Below are 15,138 nucleotides of genomic sequence, written 5' to 3'. Positions count from 1 at the left end.
TTTAAATCTTCTCTCATGAGAAATGTCATATTTTTATAGGGTATTCCGACATAATTTTGAACAAAATTTTCAGGTATGAGTAAATATGTTACGGCTGCAGAAGCAGTCAAAGTAGTAAAATCAAATGATAGGGTTTATGTTCAAGCAGCGGCGGCTACACCAACCGTTTTAACCAAAGCCTTAGCCGACAGAGCCGCAGAACTTCGGAATGTTGAGGTTTGTCACTTGCACACCGAAGGTCCGGCACCTTATGCCAATATTGAATTAGCCGATAGTTTTCATGTTAATTCTTTCTTTATCGGTGCCAATGTTCGCCACACGTTAACCGCCGGAAACGGTTCGTATACTCCGGTTTTCTTGAGCGAGTTGCCACATCTGTTTCGTAAAAAAGTATTGATGATTGACGTAGCTTTTATCCACGTTTCACCACCGGACAAACACGGTTATTGTTCGCTGGGTGTTTCAGTAGAAGCCACAGTGGCGGCGATTGAAAATGCCAAAATTGTCATCGCCCAAGTCAATCCGCAAATGCCGAGAACGTTTGGCGACGGGATTTTGCATGTCTCCGAAATAGATTATTTGGTAGAAGTCAACGAACCCATTTTTGGTCACGCACCAACGCCTTTTTCCAAAGAAGAAGAGAAAATAGGCGAGTATGTAGCTTCCTTAATTGAAGACCGAAGCACTTTACAAATGGGTATTGGTTCTATTCCGAATGCGGCTTTAAGTAAATTAAAAAACCACAAAGATTTAGGCTTACACACCGAAATGTTCTCCGACGGTGTGATTGATTTGATAGAAAGTGACGTTATCAATTGTAATTACAAAGGCACTTTGCGAGGTAGAGTTTTAGCTACTTTCTTGATTGGTTCCAAACGCTTGTATGACTTTGTCAATGACAATCCGTTTATAGAAATGAAGGAATCTTCGATGGTCAATGACACGGCTCGTATTCGTAAAAACCCCAAAATGGTAGCTATCAATTCTGCGATTGAAGTTGATGTGACCGGACAAGTATGTGCCGATTCTATTGGAGCCAAAATGTATTCCGGTGTTGGTGGTCAAATGGATTTTATCCGTGGCGCTTCCTTAAGCGAAGGCGGAAAAGCGATTATTGCATTACCGTCCATCACCAAAAGAGGCGAAAGCAGAATTGTTCCTTATTTAAAACAAGGCGCCGGCGTAGTTTCTACCCGTTCCCACGTGCAATATATCATTACTGAAAACGGCATTGCCAACTTATATGGCAAAACCTTAAAACAACGTATAGCCGAAATGGTCAAAATTGCACACCCAACCCATCAGGAAAGTATTGAAAGAAGTTATTATGAAATGTTGAAATAAAAAAAATCCCCTCAATTGAGGGGATTTTTTTATAATCGTACCAAAAGTGATTTTCCGGTCATGACTTCAGGTTTTGGAATGCCCATGAGTTCTAAAATGGTCGGAGCAATATCGCCTAAAACACCATCGTGAACACGAATATGGTCTTTATCGACCATGATAATCGGCACCGGATTGGTGGTGTGCGCAGTGTTTGGCGAACCGTCAGGGTTTATCATGGTTTCACAATTACCGTGATCGGCTATGATGATGGTGGTATAATCATGAGCTAAAGCCGTTTCAACGACCTCTTTTACGCAAATGTCAACGGCTTCACAGGCTTTAATTGCGGCTTCCATTATGCCGGTATGACCTACCATGTCGCCATTGGCAAAGTTCAAACAAACGAAATCTACTTCGCCTTTTTGTAATTCGGGAACCAAAGCGTCTTTGAGTTCGTAAGCGCTCATCTCGGGTTGCAAATCGTAAGTGGCTACTTTAGGAGAGTTTCTCAAAATGCGGGTTTCACCTCTAAACGGAATTTCCCTTCCGCCCGAAAAGAAGAAAGTTACATGCGGATATTTCTCGGTTTCGGCTATGCGAATTTGGGTTTTATTATGTTTTTCCAATACCTCGCCCAACGTTTCAGTGATGTTGTCTTTGTCATAAATCACGTGTACATTTTCATAAGTGTCATCGTAATTGGTCATCGTCACATAGTATAAATTGAGTTTGTGCATGTTGAATTCGTGGAAATCTTTTTGCGAAAGCGCCTCGGTCAATTCTCTTCCTCTATCAGTTCTGAAGTTGAAGAAAACCACCACATCATCGTTTTGAATAGTGGCCAATGGTTGGTCATTCGAATCCACCGCCGTTAAAGGTTGGATAAATTCATCGGTTATATTTTCGGCATAACTCTCGGCTATGTCTTGGACCAAATTGGTGCTGTGTTTTCCCGTGCCGTTTACTAGTAAATCATAAGCGAGTTTTACGCGTTCCCAACGTTTGTCTCGGTCCATGGCATAATAACGACCAATAACGGTAGCAATTTTAGCCGAAGTATTTTGAATATAATTTTCTAAATCTTGGATGTATTTTTTACCTGATTTTGGGTCTACATCGCGACCATCAGTAAAGGCGTGAACAAAAACTTTTTGAAGACCGAAATCCTGTGAAACATCAATCAAACTGCGCAAATGAGAGGTATGCGAATGCACGCCACCATCGGAAACCAATCCCAAAAAGTGAACGGCTTTGTTATTGTCCTTAGCGTATTGAAAAGCAGCAACCAAAGGTTTTTCTTGTGCCATAGTTTTGTGAGCCACAGCCAAGTTAATTTTGGCTAAATCCTGATATACAATTCTTCCGGCACCAAGATTCATGTGACCGACTTCGGAATTCCCCATTTGACCTTCGGGTAAGCCTACGTTTAGGCCGTCGGTTCGGAGTTGGGCATTGGGATATTGTTTATATAAACCGTTTATAAACGGAACATTGGCGTTGTCAATGGCGGAAACTTTCGGGTCGGGTGATTTTCCCCAACCGTCTAAAATCATCAGAATTACTTTCTTATTCATCGAAAAAAAATGTATTAATTGTAACTTGGCTTTTTGCCTAAGGTGAAGAACAAAGGTAAGGCTAAAATTTGATTTTTAGAAGTGAATCCTTTCCTTGGGTTTGGTGAAAGATTTGTAGAATTTAGAATTTTTCACGGTGTTATAATCAATAAAATAGCGGATGCTAATGGAGAAAACGTGGTTTAAATTCTCATTGTTTACCGCATCGCGTATATTAGATTCAAACTGGCGGTCAAATTCTCGGCTGAACAAAGCCGAATTATTTCGGTATAAAACAGAAACTTGACTTCCCGGAGCGAACCACCAAGAATAAGTCAAATCTAAGTTCCAAAGGTTGAGGTTTGAATTTCGGTTTTCGGTGTATGTAGTATTTTGAATAAATCCACCATCATCTTGTAAGGTCAGGATGTCATGATTGGTTACAAATGACCAATAGTGGCGGACATTTAGGTTAAAGTTCATTTTGTTGTTGATAGAATACTTGCCTTGTATTGTATTGGTGTATGTAATTCGGTTTCTTCGGGCGAAAATGGTATTGTTATTTTCATCAAAAGCAATCCAACCGATATTATTATTTTGTCGGTTGAAAGTAAAGTTGTAAACCAAAGACAATCGGTCACTGAAACGATATCTCGGACTTAAAACAAATCCGTAATTCATGCGTCCTTTCTCATTGAACTTTGTGACAAACGGATTGATGTCTAATGCCCATTTTCGGTTATAATTGCTTGAAAAATAGAAGTAAGCATTGTAATTATCCGGTATGGTTACAAATCGTTCTTCGTTGAAAGAGCGCGGTTCGTAAAAATCGTAAACTTTTAAAGGATTAACAGTAGCTCCGAAGCCGAAGTAATCATTTTTCTTATCGGTAGTGTTAAAGTTCAAACGCATGTAACCTGATTGGATTCTGCCGGTTCTGTTGTCAAATTCGGTGTAAGAATTTAAATTGGCAAAGAAAGTATTGAAGACGCTGTTTGGGTTTACAATTCGGTAACTCGAGTTGGCATAAAATCCGTGATAATGTGTTTGAAAATTGATGCCTAAATCATTATTGTCAAAATCATCAGATGCATAAACGCCACCTATACTGTATCGGTATTTACCACTAGTTTCTCCAATATTGAAATAAGAACTGATGCCTTTTTTATCTTCAAGATCAAAATAATTATTGATATAACTGTACTTGAAATTCCCTGAAATATTATAGGTGTTTTTCTTCGTATTCAAATCCCAAACCAAAGCCGAAACATTGGCATCTCTAAATTCTCCGTTACGAGTTACATTGGTGTTAACAAGCGAAACAGAAGAGTTTTTGCGAAACCGTTGGTCGAGCACCAATACATTATAATTGGTTAAAGGCGATAGGGTTTCGAGTCGGGTTGTGTTAGTGTCATTGTTTCTGATGTGAACACTTGTTTTTTCCGAAACAGCATTCAGTACGCCAATACCCAATCCGCTTTTTGTTCTGCCCGAAACTTTGAAAGCATTAATAAGTCTGATAGTACTGGGTTGGTCTAAAACGGTTTCATTATCGGCTACGGTTAAATAATCAGGCGTTTCTCCAATTCTTCTGGTGTACAACAAATCGCCTTTGCTGAACATATCTGTTCCTTCTGTAAAAAAAGGACGGTTTTCGGCGAATTGTTGTTCAAAAGCCGTCAGGTTCAATTCTACATTGTCAAATTTAGTCTGACCAAAATCGGGTATCAAAATTGCGTCCAAGGTAAAAGCGTCGTTGATGCCGTATTTGATGTCCATTCCGCCACGAAATTCTCCGTAAGTTTTTTGGGAAGTATTCGAATAAAGATATTGAGAAGCGTAAGGAATCAGAAACAAACGAGTAGGGGTTTCAATGTTTTCTATGCCTTCCAAGACGCCGGCTTGAATACTTTCGTTTTCAATTTTTCGATCTAAAAGCGACCAAGAATATTGTTGGCGATCACGGCGGATTTCACGGTAAAAATTCAAGCCCCAAGTTTGTTTTTTTTCCGGCGGAAAACGAAGTGCTGCATAGGGAATTCTCATTTCAACGGTCCAGCCAAAGTTGGTAATTTCAACATGACTGTCCCAAATAGCATCCCAAGAAAAATCTTCGCCATAGGATTCTGTATACACGCCATCTTGTTGGACACCGGCTGCGCTGACGAAAAATCGAAATTCTTGCTGACCGTCATTATAACCATTAAGCAAAACACCAAAATGATCGGCTACGGCAAAATCATCTCTCAAAGTAAACTCTTTTAAAATTTTATTGGGTTCATCATCATACATCGTAGCAGCAATGTATACGGCACTGTTGTCGTAAATGATTTTAACCTCAGTCTTTTTTGCGTCAGCTATTAGTTTGCCGTTATCCGGTTCAATCATCAGAAAGTCGGTAGCAACTTCAGCGTCTTTCCAAGCAGACTCATCAAATTTACCGTCAATAATGATTTTAGTATCTGTTGAACGGGTTTGAAGCGTTTTTTTTTGGCTAAAAACTAAACAGGGAAAAAGCAAAAAAAGGGTGATAAAAAAGTAGGACTTTTTAGGCATTGATGATTTTGTTTGACAAACAAAAGTAATTATTTAATTGAGACTTACAACCTTTGCTCGAATAAAACCCATTGATTTCTACAGATTTAAAAAAGATTAAAATTTGCTTAATAAAACCGAAATAATTTGGTTTTGCTAAAATATACTATATATTTGTCCAACCCATGTCTAATAGTAAACCTATAGCAGTCAATGAATTATAAATTTTTCTCTTTGTTGTTTTTCTTGTTGTTGATGTCTTTCAACAGCTTTCCCGACAAAACAAATCCGAAAACCAATCCCTTCGAACCTACGGAAAAAAAGGCGTCAGAAAATGTATCTGTTTACAGTCAAATAGATGCCAATTCGTTTGCGTTGCCCAGTTTTGAGAGCTTTAATTTAGCTTTGGACGGCTTTAATTACTTGAAAGAAAAAGGACTCATTCAAAAAAACATTTTAACCATTGTTGATTTTAGTTTGTCTTCAACAGCTAAAAGACTTTGGGTAATTGATTTAGACCAACAGAAAGTTTTGTTTCAAACTTTAGTTGCGCACGGCAGAAATACAGGGGAAGAATTTGCCAAAGCTTTCTCAAACCAAGCCGAATCTTTTAAAAGCAGTGTAGGGTTTTATGCCACAGCGGAAATATACAACGGTAAACACGGTATGTCTTTAAAATTAGACGGTTTGCAAAAAGGATTAAACGATAAAGCCAGAGAAAGAGCGGTAGTTATGCACGGCGCCGATTATGTTTCCGAATCTTTTATCAAACAAAACAAAAGGTTAGGCAGAAGTCAAGGTTGTCCGGCAGTTCCGGTGGAAATGAACCAAAAAATCATTAATGTGATTAAGGACAAATCTTGTTTGTTTATTTATCATCCTGCAGCCAAACAAGATATTGTCTCAAAGTTAGCGTCCTAGTTTTTTCCACATTACATAATGTATCCCAACGTTTGGAATATCAAATGAGTTTCCAATAATTTCATATCCCATTTTTTGGTAGAAACCAACGGCATTTTCACGAGCATTGAACCAAATCAAATCGGTTTTTTTAGTTTTTAATATTTGCTCACTGTGCGTAACCAGTAGTTTTCCGAAACCTTTGCCCTGATTGTTTTCCAAAACGGCCATACCTCTGATTTGCATTTGATATTTTTCTTCAAAAAGAGGATGAATGTTTTCAAAAAGTGAAATAACACCTTGAAGAATTTCACTTTCATACAGACCAAAATGTTGTGTGGTCGTCAAATCATCACCATCAAAGTGACAACTCTCTATCGGTTTTCCGTCTCTGAGAACAGGATGACGTACTATAATTGCCTCTTGGGCCGAAATTTTTCTAATGGTAGGCATCATCTGTTTTTATAACTAAATGGTTTTCTATGGTTTATAAACAATGAAACTTTCTTCAATATTTTTTCTGAAAAAAAATTTGCATCAAAGCAAACTTATTCTATATATTTGCACTCACAAATGCGGAAGTAGCTCAGTTGGTAGAGCTCCAGCCTTCCAAGCTGGTTGTCGCGAGTTCGAGCCTCGTCTTCCGCTCTGAAAGTCTCAAACGAAAGTTTGGGACTTTTTTCTTTTATGTTGTGGCGAGAAGTTTATCCCGATATTTCGGGAAGCCTCGTCTTCCGCTCTGAAAGCCTCAAACGAAAGTTTGGGGTTTTTTATTTTTAGGGCGTTTCCCTTCGGGTCGCGCTTTCCGCAGTACAAGGTACTTGCTACAATCGCTAACGCAGCTTTTATTTAATCCAAGACAAATCACTTTCGGGTTCCAATTCTGTCGGAGTTTCATTTTGTCTGAATAATCGAGCTGTCAGACTTCCTTTCAAGGTTATTTTGTCTCCTGTAACCTCTAGCCAACTTCCCTCACGCAATCCTAAAACCGGAGTGGTGTTAAACGCATGAAATTCTTTGATTCTGGTTTCTCTTGTTTCGCCCATGTGTTTGCTGTTTGTGTCCGGATCTAAATAATGCGGATTCAAATTAAACGGAATCAATCCCAAGGTTGAAAAACTCGGAGGATAAATAATGGGCATGTCATTGGTGGTTTGCATCGTCAATCCGGTAATGTTACTTCCGGCGCTTGACCCTAAATAGGGCGTTCCGTTTTCAACCGTTTGGGCTAAAATTTCCATGATATTGTTTTGATACAATTGGGTAACCAATAAAAAAGTATTGCCGCCGCCGGTAAAGATGCCTTGTGATTTTTGAATAGTTTCAATTGGGTTTTCAAATTCATGTAATCCTCTGACGGTTTTGTTTATTTTGGCGAAAGCCAAACGAACATTGGCAGTGTAATCTTCATGAGAAATCCCTCCGGGACGTGCATAAGGAATAAAAAGTATCTCTCGGCAATCTTTGAAGTGATTTTCTAAAGTGGGTAATAAATAATCCAAATAAGTGCCACCGTGAACGGTGGATGTGCTGGCAATAATTAGTTTTTTCATTTTACAGTTGATTCTCCTCCAAAAGTAGTGTTTTTACCGCTTTTATTTAACAAAAAATTACCAAGCCGTTGGCATTTATTTAGGAAAGCTCTAAGATATTTTTACCAAATCTAATCGCCGTTATGAATTACTTTTTTAAAATAATAGGTTTGCTTTTGACCGTTACTGTGGCCACTGCTCAAAACAATATTGTAAAAACCTCAAAAGGGAAAGTCGTTTCGGAATCAGTCGATTTAGACGGAATTTATATCATTAATCTTAAAAGTAATGCCGCAACCGCCACCGAAAAAGAAGGCTATTTTACGTTGAAAGTCAGTGTTGGTGATACTTTGATGTTCTCCGCAATACAAATCAAAAGCAAGAAAATAGTGGTTTCTCAAGAGGATTTTGACAAGGATTTATTTTTGGTAAAATTAGAACCTATGGTCAATAAATTAGACGAGTTAGTCATTAAGCAATACAAAAACATCAATGCGGTTTCCTTGGGTATTATTTCGCAAAATACCAAACACTACACACCGGCAGAAAGAAAATTACGCACAGCTTCTGGGGATGGGATTTCGGGCAATACCAACGGAAGTTCAGGAGCATCAGCCGGTTTGGATCCATTGTTTAATTGGATGTCGGGACGAACAGCCATGCTGCAAAAAGAACTGGAGGTAGAAAGAAAAGAAACGATGCTTCAGAAAATTGAGAACCAATTCAGCATGGATTATTTTGTAAAAAAATTAAAAATCCCCGAAGAGTACGTTAAAGGCTTTTGGTATTATGTAGTGGAAGATTCCGGATTTGTGAATGCTATGAATTTGAAAAACAAAACCATGGCCACATTTGTATTGGCCGAATTGGCTATAAAATATGCAGATTTATTAAAGGCTGAAGATAAATAGTTAGTATTTTTGAAGTTCAAAAACCCAATAGAATGAAGTTTAAATTTTTCTTCCTATTTGTATTAATTCAAAGTGTCGGATTTTGTCAATCGACTGAACTGACTTTTTTGAGAGGAAAAATTATATGTCCTATCAAAGAATTGGGAGAAGTCAATATCTTTAATCTTCGTTCGGAAACAGTTACCAATTCAAATGAAATAGGCAATTATTCTCTATTTGTTAAAGTGGGCGATACACTAGAATTTAAAAGTTTGCAAATTGAAACGCAAAAAATTGTCATCAGCGAAGCGGATTTGTCCAAACCACTTTTGGTAACCACTTTGACCCCAAAAACGATTGATTTGTCTGAAGTAGAAATCAAAGATTACAGTCACATCAATGCAGTTTCTCTTCGGATTTTGGAAAAACCGGCCAAAAAATATACTCCGGCAGAACGAAGACTCAGAACAGCCGAGTCTTTTCATTGGTACAGCCCATTATTAATTCCTTTAGGCGGCATGAGTGTTGATGGTATATTAAATGCTATCAGCGGAAGAAAAGCCATGCTGCAAAAAGAACTTGAAATAGAGAAAAAAGAACGAATGATGGTTAAAATTGAGAACCAGTTTACGAATGACTATTTCATTGAAAAACTCAAAATTCCCGAAGAACATGTCAAAGGATTTCTATATTATATAGTTGATGATACTAAATTGATTACACTCATCAACGAGAAAAACAAAGGCATGGCAGAGTTCAGGATGAGTGAGTTGGTCACGACTTATTTAGACATAATAAAATCTACCGACAAATAATAGTTTACAAGATGAAAAGAATATTTAAATCGGTTGTTTTGTTATTGTTTTTTTTCGGATTGAGTTCGATGGCAGCGCATCGTTTTTATGTGGCGATTTATCAAATTGATTTTGTGCCGCAGAAAAAAAGAGTAGAAATTACAACGCGAATTTTCATGGATGATTTAAACGAAGCTGTAACCAAAGCCTATAAAAAAAACACCAATATCGGGACCGAAAAAGAAACCCCCGAAGATACCGCATTGCTGAAAAAATATTTGAACGAAAATTTCAAACTAACCATTAACGGAAAGCCAAAAGCCTATAATTATATTAGCAGTGAAGTTGAGAGTAACGTGGTTATTTGTTATTTAAGTATCAAAGAAATAATAAAAATTTCCTCCATTCAAGTTGAAAATTCTATACTGACAGAGGTTCATTCCGAACAGCAAAATATCATCCAATTTAACAATAACGGTAAGAAACAGAATCTTTTACTGTCTTCGTCAATCACTAAAGGAATGTTAAAATAATTTACGGTTTATTCCATCAATTTAAATTTCTTTACATTTATGACCTAAAAAAAGTTAGGCTATGAATCGTAAAACTAAGGTTTTATCAATTTTAGGGTTGTTTGTTATGGGTTTAACCCAAGCTCAAGAAGCACCAAAAGCAACCAAATCAGAAGAAAGAAATCCGGATAAATTTAAACAAATGTACGATTTGTTGGCCACGCCCAATATGTATCGTACAGCTTCAGGCGCGCCCGGACCGGAATATTATCAGCAACAAGCCGATTATAAAATCGATGTAGAACTGGATGACAAAAACCAAAAGTTATACGGTACCGAAACCATCACTTACACTAACAATGCTAAGGAATCATTGGATTATCTTTGGGTACAATTAGACCAAAATGAAAAAGCCAGAAATTCCAATTCGCCTTTGGTGGAAAGCAATAAAACCGATCCGGCAATTTCGGCCCAAGCCTTTTCCAGAAAATATTTAGAAGAAGATTTTGATGGCGGATTCCGAATCGAATACGTCAAAGATGCTCAAGGCAATCCAATGACCTATACCATCAACCAAACCATGATGCGTATAGAGTTGCCTAAGCTTTTGAAAAACAAAGAAAAAATTACTTTTTCTATCAAATGGTGGTACAACATCAACAATTACATTTTAGATGGCGGTCGTTCAGGCTATGAGCATTTTGAAAAAGATGGTAATAACTTGTACGTTTTGGCCCAATTTTACCCAAGAATGGCAGTTTATAGTGATGTCGAAGGTTGGCAGAATATGCAATTTTGGGGTTCGGGTGAGTTTGCACTGACTTTTGGTAATTATGAAGTCAACATTACTGTTCCTGCCGATCATATTATGGAAGCTACCGGAACTTTGCAAAACAGAAGCGAAGTTTTTACTCCGGAACAATTAAAAAGATATGCCGAAGCCGAAAAGTCTTTTGATAAACCGGTTGTGGTGGTAACGCAGGCTGAAGCCGAAGCAGCAGAAAAAGGCTTTTCAGCCAAGAAAAAAACTTGGAAATTCAAAGCGGAAAATGTTCGTGATTTTGGAATTTCAACTTCCAGAAAGTTTATTTATGATGCGATGGCTGTTAAAACCGGAAGCACTACTTCGATGGCGATTTCTTTGTACCCGAAAGAAGGCAATCCGCTTTGGGGTGAATATTCTACGCTTATGGTAGCTCATACGTTAAAAAGCTATTCAAGCTACACTTTTGATTATCCGTATCCAAAAGCAGTTTCAATAAATGCCCGCGACCAAGGCATGGAATATCCAATGATTTGTTGGAATTTCGGACGCCCGGATGAATCAGGAAGATATTCAGACCAAACCAAATACGGCATGTTGGGTGTTATTTGTCACGAAGTTGGACACAATTTCTTCCCGATGATTGTCAATTCCGATGAGCGTCAATGGACTTGGATGGACGAAGGATTGAACTCTTTTATGGAATATTTAGCCGAAAAAACATTCGACCCTAATTTCCCAACCCGTCGTGGTCCGGCCAAAAATATTATTCCGTACATGAGCGGTGACCAAACCGGTTTAGAACCCATTATGACCAATTCGGAAAGTTTGCGTCAGTTTGGAAACAATGCCTATGGAAAACCGGCTACAGCCTTAAATATCTTGCGTGAGACCATTATGGGTCATGATTTGTTTGATTATGCTTTTAAAACCTACGCCAATCGTTGGAAGTTCAAACACCCAACTCCTGAAGACTTTTTCAGAACGATGGAAGATGCTTCGGCTGTTGATTTAGATTGGTTTTGGAGAGGTTGGTTTTATACTACAGATTATAATGATATCGGAATCAAAGAAGTAAAAAAATATTTTGTTAGCAATGAAGCTTCGAAAGAGGTTAGCGATTTTATGAAAACCAGACGTCGCAGAGATTCTCGCAACGGTCCGATGGTTTACATGATAGCCGAAGGCAGCTCTTCATATAAACCGGAATTGAATAAACCTTTCAAAATTGAAGATTTTCAAGCCTTGGAGGATTATGTGAATAAGAATTTCAGTGCCGAAGAAAAAGCCAAATTAAACGAGCCAAAATATTTCTACCAAGTGACTTTTAACAAGCCCGGCGGATTAGTGATGCCGATTATTGTTGAAATTACTTTTGAAGACGGCACCACGGAGAATCATTATTTCCCGGCCCAAATTTGGCGAATGAATGATAAAGAAGTCAACCGAACTTTTGCCACCAAAAAGGCGGTTTCTAAAATTGTAGTCGATCCTAAGGAAGAAACTGCCGATATTGATACGTCTAATAATTCTTGGCCAAAAACAGCTGAAAAATCAAAATTTGATTAACAGAACTTTGTAACTTTGCAACTTCATAATTAAGCAATTCAGTATATGTTTGGAATAGGCGGCGGCGAATTAATCTTCATCATTTTTATAGCGTTGATGCTTTTTGGGTCAGATAAGATACCGGAAATTGCCAGAACGCTTGGTAAAATAATGGCGCAGTTGAAAAATGCCACCAATGACATCAAATCAGAAATTCAAAAAAGCGCCGATGTTCAAGAAATTAACAGCTCTGTAAAAGAGTTGACTTCAACATTTACCGATGAAGTAGACAAGGTGAAAAGCAATGTTTCCGAAAACATACTGCCCGAAATCAACAAAGCAGCCGAAGATTTAGAATCGATGTCAGGTCCAATCAAACGACAATTCTAATGCTGGATAAAATAATTGACCTCGATAAAGAATTATTGGTTTATCTGAACAGTTTAGGTTCTGAACGTTGGGATTGGTTGTGGTTAATTATTACTAAACAGCTTTATTGGACGCCAATATTTTTATTGGTTTTTTATGGGTTGCAAAAGAAAATCGGCTTGAAGAAATTTGGGTACTATGTACTTTTCATCGCTGTAATGATTCTCATTTGTGACCAAACCGTAAATCTTTTCAAATACAGTTTTGAGCGTTTACGCCCTTGTAATGATTTAGAAATAGGGGAAATTATCAGACGAGTTAAAACCAGTAGTTCCTTTAGTTTCTTCTCCGGTCATGCTACCAATTCTATGGCTAGTACAGTGTTGACTTTTATGATTTTAAAGCGATATTACAAACATGCCTATTTGTTGTTTTTGTTCCCATTGATTTTCGCTTATAGCAGAATTTATCTGGGTTTACATTTTCCAACTGATATCTTAACTGGGTATACTTTCGGGGCGATTGCAGGATTTATTTGTTTCAAACTCTACGCAAAATACATACTTCGTACTTCGTAATTTTAACTGTGTACTTTTATTTAATTCTCGAAACGGTCAAACCGTCACGAATAGGCAATAAAACTGTTTCTACTCTCGAATCGTTTTTCAATAATTCATTGTATTCCATGATAAGTTTAGTGGTTTTATCATTGGGTTTCACTTCTTCTAAAACTTTTCCGCTCCACAACACATTGTCTGATAAGATAATGCCGCCTTTATTCATGATGGGTACTACCAAATGAAAATAGTTGATATAATTGTCCTTATCGGCATCAATGAAAACCAAATCGTATTTTTTATTTAAAGTCGGGATAATATCAATTGCACTGCCCAGATGTTGTATGATTTGATTTCCCCAATCACTTCGGTCAAAATATTTACGTTGGAAATCAACTAATTCTTCGTTTACATCAATGGTGTCAATGGCACCGTTTTCAGCTAAACCTTCTGCCATGCACAAAGTGGCATAACCGGTATAAGTGCCAATTTCCAATACATTCTTCGGATGAATAATCTTTGACAACATACTCAAAACTCTGCCTTGAAAATGACCGCTCAACATGCGAGGTTGCAGAATTTTTTGATAGGTTTCTTTGTTCAGTTGTGCCAATAATTCAGGTTCGTTTTCTGAGTGTAAGGCAACATAATCTTCTAATTCGTCTGAAAGGAAATGCATGGTTTTGTTTTTTACAAAGTTATCTAATTATATGTCGTTGTCAAAACTATAAAGGCATATCAAAACTGCAGTTTATTATAGATTATAGCTACTAATTACTAATCACTAATTACTAATTACTAAATTTGCGCCATGGAAATCGAGAAAAAAGACATCCGAAGTTTGACTAAAGCCCAATTGCGCGATTTTTTTGTAGCCAATGGCGATAAAGCGTTTCGCGGCAATCAAGTCTATGAATGGCTATGGAACAAAGCATCCCATAGTTTTGAAGACATGACCAATGTGTCTAAAGAAACCCGTGCGATGCTCGAAAATAACTTCGTTATCAACCATATCAAAGTCGATACCATGCAACGCAGTGAAGACGGAACGGTCAAAAACGCCGTTCGTTTACACGATGGTTTAATTGTGGAAAGTGTTTTGATTCCCACAGAAACCAGAACAACCGCTTGTGTTTCGAGCCAAGTGGGTTGTAGTTTGGATTGTAATTTTTGCGCCACGGCACGTTTGAAACGAATGCGAAATCTGGAGCCGGGAGAAATTTATGACCAAGTAGTGGCGATTGACCGAGAAAGCCGGTTGTATTACAATCGTCCGTTATCGAATATCGTTTTTATGGGTATGGGCGAACCGTTGATGAATTATAACAACGTGATGAAAGCCATTGACATGATTACCTCTGAAGAAGGTTTAGGGATGTCGCCAAAGCGCATTACGGTTTCCACATCGGGCGTTTCTAAAATGATTAAAAAAATGGCGGATGATGAGGTCAAGTTTAAATTGGCGGTTTCATTGCATTCAGCTATAGAAGAAACCCGAAATCGCATTATGCCTTTCACTAAAAATTTCCAATTGCCCGAATTGAAAGAAGCTTTGCAGTATTGGTACCAAAAAACAAAAAGCAAAGTTACCTATGAATATGTCGTTTGGAAAGGTATCAACGATGATAAAGCTTCTATAGATGCTCTTGTGAAATTTTGTAAATATGTTCCGTGTAAAGTCAATTTAATTGAATACAACCCTATTGATGATGGGGAATTCCAACAAGCCTCAGACGAAGCGATTGATAATTATATCAAAGCTTTGAGCAAATATGATATTGTAGCCAAAGTACGTCGCAGTCGCGGAAAAGACATTGATGCCGCTTGTGGTCAATTGGCTAATAAATCATAAAAAAAAG

The 15,138-nt window shown here is 37.7% G+C and carries 14 protein-coding genes and 1 tRNA gene; 10 read left to right on the top strand and 5 right to left on the bottom strand.

The features are described from left to right. The first annotated feature begins 75 nt into the window (after positions 1 to 75). Entirely contained in the window at positions 76 to 1,344 is a 1,269-nt protein-coding gene (locus tag P7V56_RS00480) for an acetyl-CoA hydrolase/transferase family protein (protein ID WP_171222073.1), read from the top strand. 29 nt (positions 1,345 to 1,373) lie between these two features. On the opposite strand, the gene gpmI is transcribed toward P7V56_RS00480, so the two are convergent. Then, positions 1,374 to 2,900 carry a 2,3-bisphosphoglycerate-independent phosphoglycerate mutase gene (gene gpmI, locus P7V56_RS00475; protein WP_171222074.1) on the bottom strand — a complete coding sequence of 509 codons (1,527 nt, stop codon included), beginning with the start codon at positions 2,898 to 2,900 and terminating at the stop codon, positions 1,374 to 1,376. Positions 2,901 to 2,975: 75 nt separating this feature from the next. Next, positions 2,976 to 5,435 carry a DUF5916 domain-containing protein gene (locus P7V56_RS00470; RefSeq protein ID WP_171222075.1) on the bottom strand — a complete coding sequence of 820 codons (2,460 nt, stop codon included), beginning with the start codon at positions 5,433 to 5,435 and terminating at the stop codon, positions 2,976 to 2,978. A 192-nt stretch (positions 5,436 to 5,627) separates the two neighbouring features. Here P7V56_RS00470 and P7V56_RS00465 point away from each other — a divergent pair, with 192 nt between their 5' ends. After that, the gene (locus tag P7V56_RS00465) at positions 5,628 to 6,335 is read left to right on the top strand and encodes a murein L,D-transpeptidase catalytic domain family protein (protein WP_171222076.1); all 708 of its coding nucleotides are present in this window, start codon (positions 5,628 to 5,630) and stop codon (positions 6,333 to 6,335) included. Here P7V56_RS00465 and P7V56_RS00460 read toward each other — a convergent pair. Beyond that, positions 6,324 to 6,770, bottom strand: a complete 447-nt coding sequence (locus tag P7V56_RS00460; protein ID WP_317174651.1) for a GNAT family N-acetyltransferase — start codon at positions 6,768 to 6,770, stop codon at positions 6,324 to 6,326. The two genes, P7V56_RS00465 and P7V56_RS00460, sit on opposite strands and share 12 nt — an antisense overlap. Before the next feature lie 119 nt (positions 6,771 to 6,889). Between P7V56_RS00460 and P7V56_RS00455 the strand changes: the two genes are divergently transcribed. Then, a tRNA-Gly gene (locus tag P7V56_RS00455) sits at positions 6,890 to 6,962 on the top strand. Positions 6,963 to 7,159: 197 nt separating this feature from the next. Here P7V56_RS00455 and pepE read toward each other — a convergent pair. Continuing rightward, positions 7,160 to 7,867 carry a dipeptidase PepE gene (gene pepE / locus P7V56_RS00450; protein ID WP_171222077.1) on the bottom strand — a complete coding sequence of 236 codons (708 nt, stop codon included), beginning with the start codon at positions 7,865 to 7,867 and terminating at the stop codon, positions 7,160 to 7,162. 122 nt (positions 7,868 to 7,989) lie between these two features. On the opposite strand from pepE, the gene P7V56_RS00445 reads away from it, so the two are divergent. The 6 genes from P7V56_RS00445 to P7V56_RS00420 all read left to right on the top strand — a co-directional run bounded on the left by P7V56_RS00445 (position 7,990) and on the right by P7V56_RS00420 (position 13,300). Continuing rightward, the gene (locus P7V56_RS00445) at positions 7,990 to 8,757 is read left to right on the top strand and encodes a peptidase associated/transthyretin-like domain-containing protein (protein ID WP_171222078.1); all 768 of its coding nucleotides are present in this window, start codon (positions 7,990 to 7,992) and stop codon (positions 8,755 to 8,757) included. Between the two features lie 32 nt (positions 8,758 to 8,789). Then, entirely contained in the window at positions 8,790 to 9,551 is a 762-nt protein-coding gene (locus P7V56_RS00440; protein ID WP_171222079.1) for a hypothetical protein, read from the top strand. 11 nt (positions 9,552 to 9,562) lie between these two features. After that, positions 9,563 to 10,063 carry a DUF6702 family protein gene (locus tag P7V56_RS00435; protein WP_205959352.1) on the top strand — a complete coding sequence of 167 codons (501 nt, stop codon included), beginning with the start codon at positions 9,563 to 9,565 and terminating at the stop codon, positions 10,061 to 10,063. A 61-nt stretch (positions 10,064 to 10,124) separates the two neighbouring features. Beyond that, positions 10,125 to 12,374 carry a M1 family metallopeptidase gene (locus P7V56_RS00430; RefSeq protein WP_171222080.1) on the top strand — a complete coding sequence of 750 codons (2,250 nt, stop codon included), beginning with the start codon at positions 10,125 to 10,127 and terminating at the stop codon, positions 12,372 to 12,374. Positions 12,375 to 12,419: 45 nt separating this feature from the next. Next, positions 12,420 to 12,743: a Sec-independent protein translocase subunit TatA/TatB gene (locus P7V56_RS00425; RefSeq protein ID WP_171222081.1), complete on the top strand. Its 324-nt coding sequence runs from the start codon at positions 12,420 to 12,422 to the stop codon at positions 12,741 to 12,743. Beyond that, positions 12,743 to 13,300: a phosphatase PAP2 family protein gene (locus P7V56_RS00420; RefSeq protein WP_171222082.1), complete on the top strand. Its 558-nt coding sequence runs from the start codon at positions 12,743 to 12,745 to the stop codon at positions 13,298 to 13,300. The genes P7V56_RS00425 and P7V56_RS00420 overlap by 1 nt, the downstream gene beginning before the upstream one ends. Positions 13,301 to 13,316: 16 nt before the next feature. Here the strand turns inward: P7V56_RS00420 and P7V56_RS00415 are convergent, their stop codons facing one another. Continuing rightward, entirely contained in the window at positions 13,317 to 13,958 is a 642-nt protein-coding gene (locus P7V56_RS00415) for an O-methyltransferase (protein ID WP_171222083.1), read from the bottom strand. 132 nt (positions 13,959 to 14,090) lie between these two features. Between P7V56_RS00415 and rlmN the strand changes: the two genes are divergently transcribed. Beyond that, a complete protein-coding gene (gene rlmN, locus P7V56_RS00410) occupies positions 14,091 to 15,131 on the top strand; it encodes a dual-specificity RNA methyltransferase RlmN (protein ID WP_171222084.1) in 1,041 nt (346 codons plus the stop codon). Positions 15,132 to 15,138: the final 7 nt, after the last annotated feature.

Source organism: Flavobacterium sp. IMCC34852, assembly GCF_030643905.1.
GTDB classification, from domain to species: Bacteria; Bacteroidota; Bacteroidia; order Flavobacteriales; family Flavobacteriaceae; genus Flavobacterium; species Flavobacterium rivulicola.
The sequence above is the reverse complement of the archived record's forward strand: the minus strand, read 5'-3'. Positions and strand labels throughout refer to the sequence as shown.

Bases quoted from the DNA above. Each gene is read 5' to 3' on its own strand.
- P7V56_RS00430 (WP_171222080.1), top strand. From the start codon at position 10,125: ATGAATCGTAAAACTAAGGTTTTATCAATTTTAGGGTTGTTTGTTATG.
- pepE (WP_171222077.1), bottom strand. From the start codon at position 7,867: ATGAAAAAACTAATTATTGCCAGCACATCCACCGTTCACGGTGGCACT.
- P7V56_RS00435 (WP_205959352.1), top strand. From the start codon at position 9,563: ATGAAAAGAATATTTAAATCGGTTGTTTTGTTATTGTTTTTTTTCGGA.
- rlmN (WP_171222084.1), top strand. From the start codon at position 14,091: ATGGAAATCGAGAAAAAAGACATCCGAAGTTTGACTAAAGCCCAATTG.
- P7V56_RS00440 (WP_171222079.1), top strand. From the start codon at position 8,790: ATGAAGTTTAAATTTTTCTTCCTATTTGTATTAATTCAAAGTGTCGGA.
- gpmI (WP_171222074.1), bottom strand. From the start codon at position 2,900: ATGAATAAGAAAGTAATTCTGATGATTTTAGACGGTTGGGGAAAATCA.
- P7V56_RS00425 (WP_171222081.1), top strand. From the start codon at position 12,420: ATGTTTGGAATAGGCGGCGGCGAATTAATCTTCATCATTTTTATAGCG.
- P7V56_RS00460 (WP_317174651.1), bottom strand. From the start codon at position 6,770: ATGATGCCTACCATTAGAAAAATTTCGGCCCAAGAGGCAATTATAGTA.
- P7V56_RS00470 (WP_171222075.1), bottom strand. From the start codon at position 5,435: ATGCCTAAAAAGTCCTACTTTTTTATCACCCTTTTTTTGCTTTTTCCC.
- P7V56_RS00465 (WP_171222076.1), top strand. From the start codon at position 5,628: ATGAATTATAAATTTTTCTCTTTGTTGTTTTTCTTGTTGTTGATGTCT.
- P7V56_RS00480 (WP_171222073.1), top strand. From the start codon at position 76: ATGAGTAAATATGTTACGGCTGCAGAAGCAGTCAAAGTAGTAAAATCA.
- P7V56_RS00415 (WP_171222083.1), bottom strand. From the start codon at position 13,958: ATGCATTTCCTTTCAGACGAATTAGAAGATTATGTTGCCTTACACTCA.
- P7V56_RS00445 (WP_171222078.1), top strand. From the start codon at position 7,990: ATGAATTACTTTTTTAAAATAATAGGTTTGCTTTTGACCGTTACTGTG.
- P7V56_RS00420 (WP_171222082.1), top strand. From the start codon at position 12,743: ATGCTGGATAAAATAATTGACCTCGATAAAGAATTATTGGTTTATCTG.